The 6,946-nt window shown below is 51.8% G+C and carries 7 protein-coding genes; all 7 read right to left on the bottom strand.

Annotated elements, in window-relative coordinates; genetic code table 11:
- Positions 1-265: 265 nt before the first annotated feature.
- Positions 266-1,192 carry a transketolase family protein gene (locus HMPREF1493_RS05175; protein ID WP_035428369.1) on the bottom strand — a complete coding sequence of 309 codons (927 nt, stop codon included), beginning with the start codon at positions 1,190-1,192 and terminating at the stop codon, positions 266-268.
- Positions 1,185-2,114, bottom strand: coding sequence for a transketolase (locus HMPREF1493_RS05170; protein WP_035428367.1), 930 nt, complete (start codon positions 2,112-2,114; stop codon positions 1,185-1,187). Before HMPREF1493_RS05170 ends, HMPREF1493_RS05175 begins: the two co-directional genes overlap by 8 nt.
- Positions 2,115-2,171: 57 nt before the next feature.
- Positions 2,172-2,852, bottom strand: a complete 681-nt coding sequence (locus tag HMPREF1493_RS05165; protein WP_035428365.1) for a transaldolase family protein — start codon at positions 2,850-2,852, stop codon at positions 2,172-2,174.
- A gap of 133 nt (positions 2,853-2,985) precedes the next feature.
- A complete protein-coding gene (locus HMPREF1493_RS05160) occupies positions 2,986-3,834 on the bottom strand; it encodes an L-ribulose-5-phosphate 3-epimerase (protein ID WP_035428364.1) in 849 nt (282 codons plus the stop codon).
- 75 nt (positions 3,835-3,909) lie between these two features.
- Positions 3,910-4,611 (bottom strand): L-ribulose-5-phosphate 4-epimerase, encoded by a 702-nt coding sequence (locus tag HMPREF1493_RS05155; RefSeq protein ID WP_156095556.1) that lies wholly within the window; start codon positions 4,609-4,611, stop codon positions 3,910-3,912.
- A gap of 12 nt (positions 4,612-4,623) precedes the next feature.
- A complete protein-coding gene (gene ulaG / locus HMPREF1493_RS05150; protein WP_035428362.1) occupies positions 4,624-5,742 on the bottom strand; it encodes an L-ascorbate 6-phosphate lactonase in 1,119 nt (372 codons plus the stop codon).
- A 124-nt stretch (positions 5,743-5,866) separates the two neighbouring features.
- Positions 5,867-6,922: a hypothetical protein gene (locus HMPREF1493_RS05145; RefSeq protein ID WP_035428360.1), complete on the bottom strand. Its 1,056-nt coding sequence runs from the start codon at positions 6,920-6,922 to the stop codon at positions 5,867-5,869.
- Positions 6,923-6,946 lie beyond the last annotated feature (24 nt).

Genomic DNA, 6,946 nt, shown 5'->3' with positions numbered 1-6,946 from the left:
GAAAAACCGGCAAATAGCTCAGATATGGTGTACTTTTCCGGCAAATCGTTCAGACATGGCGAGAAAATCAGGCGCACCAAGCATACGCCTGGCTCACTCCGGGCTCATACCGCCCACCTGGCGAGAAGCCCGTCCACTAGCAGCGTATCCGCACAAGAAACCCGGTATCCACACGAAATAGATACCGGGTCAAAATCACTCGTAACCTGTGAACCGCACACGCGCCGCTGACCTGCGGCGTTGCCGTTGCAGCTCTCGCACGCGTCTACGAGAGCAAGAACTCCCTGACGCGAGCAGCAATACCCTCGGCGTCCAGGCCAAAGTGCGAAAGCAGCACGTCGCCAGGAGCGGAGGTGCCAAAGGTACGCATACCAGCAAAGCGCATGGGCGTTGGTAGCTGCTCGGCCAGAAGCTCGGCAACTGCAGCTCCAAGGCCTGTTGCCACGTTGTGCTCCTCAACGGTTACCACATGACGGGTCTTCTCGGCAGATGCCAAAATAACTTCCTCGTCCAAAGGCTTGATGGAGAACACATCAATGACCTCGGCAGAAATCTTCTCCTCTGCCAGCAAATCTGCGGCTGCAAGTGCCTGAGCAACCTCAACACCGCAGGCAGCAATGGTAACGTCAGTACCCTCACGCAAGACGTTTGCAAAAGGCAGGCCGCCCTTGAAGGACTCATCGTAGATGTCGGCAACCTTGTGACGACCCATACGCACGTAGAAGGGACCATCTGCCTCGGCAGCAAGCTTGAGCGCTGCCTTGGTAGCGTTGTAATCTGCAGGAACAAGCACGCGCATCTGAGGCAGGGCGCGCATCATGCCAATGTCCTCAAGGGACTGGTGAGTGGCGCCATCCTCTCCCACCGTAATACCTGCGTGCGTAGGGCAAATCTTCACGTTAAGGCCGGAATCGCAGACGGTGTTTCTGATCTGGTCGTAAGCGCGGCCGGTAGCAAACACAGCAAACGAGCCGGTAAACACGGTGCGTCCCGTAAGTACCAGTCCAGATGCAACGCCTACCATGTTCTGCTCGGCAATACCCACGTCAACCATGCGCTGTGGGAAGGCCTTCTGAAGGTCGGCAAGTTTAGTGGAGCCGGCAAGGTCTGCGTCAACGGCCACAATATCGTGACCCTCGTTTACCAGCTCAACAAGAGTCTGACCATATGCCTCACGAGTTGCTCTAGACATTGGCAACCTCCTTACCCTCACCCTGAAGATCAATCAAAAGAAGCTCTCTTGCTGCATCAAGTTCTTCTCGCGCAAGATCAGCCTGTTCAGCCGAAGGAGCGTTTCCGTGCCAGGAGGCTTTGTCCTCCATAAACGAGACGCCCTTGCCCTTGACGGTCTGGCAAATAACCACGGTAGGCGCCGTGTTTCCTGCCTCGCGACCATCTCGTGCAGCGAGAAGGGCCTGGCGCACCTCAGTAACCTCATGACCGTTAACGCGCAGTACGTTCCAGCCAAAAGAACGGAACTTCTCGTCAATATCGCCAAGAGAGCACACATCGGTTACGTGGCCGTCAATCTGCAGATTGTTGAGGTCCACAATGGCAATGAGGTTATCCAGCTTCTGGTGAGCAGCAAACATGCATGCCTCCCAGTTAGAGCCCTCCTGCAGCTCGCCGTCGCCCAGAAGGACAAATACCTTCTTGGCGTGCTCGCCGCTTGCCAGAGCGTCCATAGAAAGTCCCAAAGCACATCCTGCTGCTACCGAGAGACCCTGACCAAGAGAGCCAGAGCAAACCTCAATACCAGGGCATGCGTGGCAGTCTGGATGACCCTGCAAACGACTACCAAGCTGACGGAGGGTAACCATATCCTCGTCATGGAGCCAATCAAGCAGGTGGTACGCAGCATACAGCACAGGAGCCACGTGACCCTTGGACAGGAAGAACCTATCCTCGGTGTGGTCCTCTGGGTTGTTGTGGTTGTACTTCATAACTCCCGAGAAGAACAGTGTAGCCACAATATCTGCCGCACTGAGAGAGCCGCCGGGATGACCTGACTTGCTTTTCTCGAGCATGTCAATGACATCGCGCCTCAGCGTATTAGCTGCAAGCTTGAGCTCATCATCGGTGAGGTTGCGCTCGGGTAATGCAGATGTTCCCATTCTCATCCTCTCAAAACAAGTACGCCCAACCTAAGCTGGGCGTACCACAATCACTATTTATTGCTGAGCCTTAACCTTTTCCCAGTCTGCCTCAAAAGACTTAAGACCGGCGTCGGTCAGAGGGTGCTTCAGACACTTCTTCAAAGCTCCAAATGGAACGGTTGCAATGTCAGCACCAAGCAGAGCTGCCTGAGTCACATGGTTAGGCGTACGGACAGAAGCCGTAATAATCTCTACGGTGTGATCAACGTTTTTATCCCATGCATAGTTCTCAATGCAAGAAACAACGGTTCCCAGCTGTTCAATGCCGTCCTCACCGATGTCATCAAAGCGACCAACAAATGGAGAAATATAACGGGCACCAGCATTTGCTGCAAGAAGAGCCTGAGGTGCCGAGAAAATCAGTGTCATGTTGACGCGAATTCCCTCAGAAGCAAGCTGATGGGTAGCAGCAAGGCTCTCTGCACAAATAGGAAGCTTAACAACAATGTTTGGAGCAAGAGAAGCCAGGTGACGGCCCTCTTCAATCATGCCCTCAGTTGTTGTTGCTGTTGACTCAGCAGATACAGGGAGTCCCTCGCAAAGCTGAGCAATCTTAACCATATGAGACTCAAAGTCTGCTAGCTTTCCACCAATCTTTGCATACAGCGATGGGTTGGTAGTAACACCTGCTAAACAGCCCCAGCTCAAAGCCTCAGAAATCTCATCGATATCTGCCGTGTCAATAAAGAACTTCATGTGTAATCCTTTCCTGTACAAACCTAAACGAGTTTGGAAACGTACGTCGTACTAAGAAAGAGCTCATCCACATTGTACAGATTCTTATGTACCGTCTGTGGCGAGAAACCCAAAACAAGTGCAAAAAGGCCGTTTACCCCTCAAACGCCTTATCAATTTTGCTGCGAACGTAGGTGGAAGCAAAGACAAGATCTTCTTTCCAGTTCTCGTTGCCGGTGTACCACATCTCTGCAACAAAGCGCCTGACGCCCTGAGGAACAAGCTGCGAGAGAGCTCCCTCGTAGTCAGTGGTGCCGGTAGAGAATGGAATCTCGCGATACGCACCGGCAACAGTTTCCTTGAGGTGAGCTGCAAAGATGTGGCCTGCACCAAGAGCAATATCGTCAGCAACCGTGTTGCCGTACATAAACGATGCATTGGTGAGGTTACCAGCGTCGGGATACACACCAAGGTAAGGGCTGTTGATAAGGTTTACGTAGTGCATGGCCTTCTCGACTGTATCCATAAAAGGAGTCTCCATGGTCTCAAAACCCATAACAATGCCCGCCTGAGCAGCCATTTCTACAGCCTTTGCTAGGTTCTCCTCAAAGTACTTACGCGTATCCTCTGCGCCGTCCTCGTAGTACACGTCATAGCCAGCAAGTTGGATGGTATGAAGTCCCAGGTCACCTGCAAGATCAAGCGCCTTCTGCATAATCTCAAGGCCACGCTCACGAGTAGCCTGATCGCGAGAACCAAAAGGATACTTACGGTGACCAGAAAGGCACATAGAGCCTAGGCGAACGCCAGAGTTTACCATTGCCTGGCGAACTGCTGCACGCTCCTCACCAGTCCACTCAAGGCGAGAAAGACGAGCGTCAGACTCATCAACGGAGATCTCAACATAATCAAAGCCAGACTCTCCTGCTACGCTGAGGCGCTCTTCCCAAGAAAGATCAGTTGGAGTGGCCTTCTCGTAAAGTCCTAGCTGATACTTGGACATATCTTCTCCTTTTAAAAACAGGCGGCCTTATAAAAGACCGCCTGACTGAAACAGATTCTACTCACTGAACAGGCTTTAGTGATTACCCTGTCCGTAGTAGGCATTTGGACCATGCTTGCGCATGTAGTGCTTGTCCTGAAGGTACTGAGGTGCCTCCTGAACCTTAGGGTTATTGAGCTCGGTGAGTGTTGCCATTTTTGCAACCTCCTCAATAACTACTGCGTGATACACAGCAGCCATTGCGTCTTTACCCCAAGAGAAAGGACCGTGATTGTGAAGGAGTGTTCCTGGAACCGCAATGGGGTCCAAGTTAGCAAAGCCCTCAACAATAACGTTTCCGGTCTCAAGCTCATAGGCACTTTCTACCTCGTCCTTGGTAAGGCTGCGCACGCAAGGAATATCTCCGTAGAAATAGTCTGCGTGTGTGGTTCCATAGCAAGGAATAGAGCGTCCTGCCTGTGCCCAAGAAACAGCGTGGGTTGAGTGAGTGTGAACAATTCCGCCGATCTTATCGCCCCATGCACGATACAAGCATGCATGAGTTGGAGTATCGGAAGATGGGTTCATCTCACCCTCAACAACGTTGCCGTCTAGGTCGCAGATGACCAGATTCTCAGGGCTGAGCTCCTCATAGGAGACGCCCGATGGCTTGATAACAAACAGACCACGCTCACGGTCAAGTCCAGAAGCATTACCCCAGGTGAAAACTACCAGGCCATGCTTTGGCAGGTCCATGTTTGCTTCATACACTTCATCACGAAGCTCTTTAAGCATCATAGAGACTGCTCCTTAGAGAACGCTACGGAATGGAACGTTTGGCTCGTGATCGAAGCAATCATGGAAGCCGCGGTCGTGATGGTAAGCAAAGCGGTCCTTATCCTGTGGATAGGTGTAGTGGCCGCCGACCTCCCAGAAGAATGGGTGGAACTTGTAGTCAAGGCGGTCCTTACGCATCTCCCAAAGAACCTTGATCTCCTGGACGTCTGCCTGGAAGTTAGTCCAAACATCGTGGTGAATTGGGATAACAACCTTGGACTGAAGAGCCTCAGCCATGCGAAGCATATCGGTTGCTTCCATCTTATCCTGGATACCAATTGGGTTGCAGCCAAAAGCACCAAAGCAGACGTCTACGCCGCCAAACTCCTGAGCGATGTCTTTGCCGTGCTTAGCAAAGTAAATGGAGTAGTGAGAGTCACCGGAGTGATAGATGTTTCCACCAGGGGTGACAAAGAGGTAGTTAACTGCCTTCTCATCCATGTCCATTGGGCACTTACCCCAGAGGTCAGGACGGTTCTCAGAAGTATCAGTAGTGGTAACGATGATGGTGCGGTCAAAGGAATCGTATGCAACAATCTCCATGTCCTTGACCTTGATGCGGTCGCCTGGCTTAACAACAATGCACTGCTCGCGTGGAACGCCCCAGTCAACCCAAATGTCAACTGCATCCTTAGGACCAATAAAGGGAACAGGAATCTCTTTGCCATTCTCGTCAGTAGTGGTCATGTTGTTGTTAACAACGTGAGCTGCAAGCTCCTTGGACATGTGGTCCTGGTGAATGTGAGTTACCACAACAGCGTCAAGGTTCTTGATAGCAAATGGATCAATAACAAAAGGAACGTTACGCAGGTTTGGCTGCATCTTACGAACGCCAGCCATGTTTGCCATCTGGTGACCAGGCTTCATGAGGCCGTCACCGTGGGTGCGCTTACCATTGCCTGCCCAGAAGTCGACAGCAACGTTTGCTCCACCAGGAGTCTTAAACCAAATACCAACGCAGCCGAGCCACCACATCTCAACCTGGCCTGGCTCTACTACGGCATTGTCAATCTCTTCGTTGAGCCAAGTTCCCCACTCAGGGAAGGTGCTCATAATCCAACTATCGCGTGTGACGTCTTTCAAATCTGCCATTACGCGCTCCTTTCTAAAACATAGGACTAGTACTTTGATGCATATGCAGGTAATTTGAGCAGCGCTCAGGACTTTGCCTGCATGCTCAGAAGCTCATCCTGAGCGCTCGCTACAAAACGCAGCCCTACTCCACTACTTTGTAGAGAGCCAGCTGGTCTGTCTCACGATATGCAGCAACAATGTAATCGCTGCCGTCATGCCTATACACCATGCAGTTTGCTGGTCCGAGGTCGTGGTCGATAACGTCTACGGTGTACTCACCGTCAACGTATCTAACAAGCAACAAATCGCGACCATCTTTACGGTTGCCAATGACTGCGCACTTCTCGCCATTAAGGTCTGCTGCCCAAAGCGCGTGAAGGAAGCTGCGCTTCTGTGGGTCGCACCAAACCTGCTCGTAGCGATCGCGAGTCTGGCCTTCGTGCCAAATTGCCAGCGTGTCACCGTGGAACTTGGAGAACGTAAGGATCTCCAGCTTGCCGTCGCCGTCAAAGTCTGTTGCAACAATATCGCTTGTTGGCTGGACCAGAAGGCAGGTGACATCCCAAGTACCCTCAGGGGTAGTTGGTGGCACATATCTAAACACGCCTGCAGCGGTTGAGATCAAAGCATACGATTTATCAGGTGCAGTCCAGAAACCGTGATTCTGAACCTGATAATTAGCAACACAAGTCAGCTTAAGCTGGTTGTCTGCCGTGTACTGCTCAAGGTTATCGCTCAGAGGAGCAGCCCAAACAGCACCTGGAGTGCGCCAATCATCCTTGACGCCGGTCTCAGCTCCACCCTTGATAGAACAAGCAAGAACCCAAAGCTGACCGTTAGCAGCCTTCAAAATGCCAAAACGGTGAACATACGGGAGGTCGCAGAGAATCTGCTCAGACCAAGAACCGTCTGCTTGCTTGGTATAGGATGCAATTGCCGCGTCGTCTCCACCAAAGTTTGGCGAGAAGAACTTGCGGGTTGCGAGGAATTGATCTTTCCTGCCAGGGACCTGTGTAATGGTCATGACGCCGCCAGGGCCTGGAGCAACAGTCTCCAGAGGCTCACCATCAAGCGTAAAGCGACGGATTGGACCGTCCTTCTCGACAGCAGCTAAAAAGCTTGGTGTGTCTTCTCCCTCAAACATGCCAAGTGCATAGCACTTGGGCATCTCGGCAAGAATTTTCTTTTCAAAAGTCATTAAAGTGCTCGATTCTTTAGAAAC

Source organism: Atopobium sp. ICM42b (assembly GCA_000564995.1).
In the GTDB taxonomy this organism is placed as follows: Bacteria; Actinomycetota; Coriobacteriia; order Coriobacteriales; family Atopobiaceae; genus Lancefieldella.
Note: the sequence above shows the minus strand (reverse complement) of the source record. Positions and strands in the feature narration are given on the sequence as shown.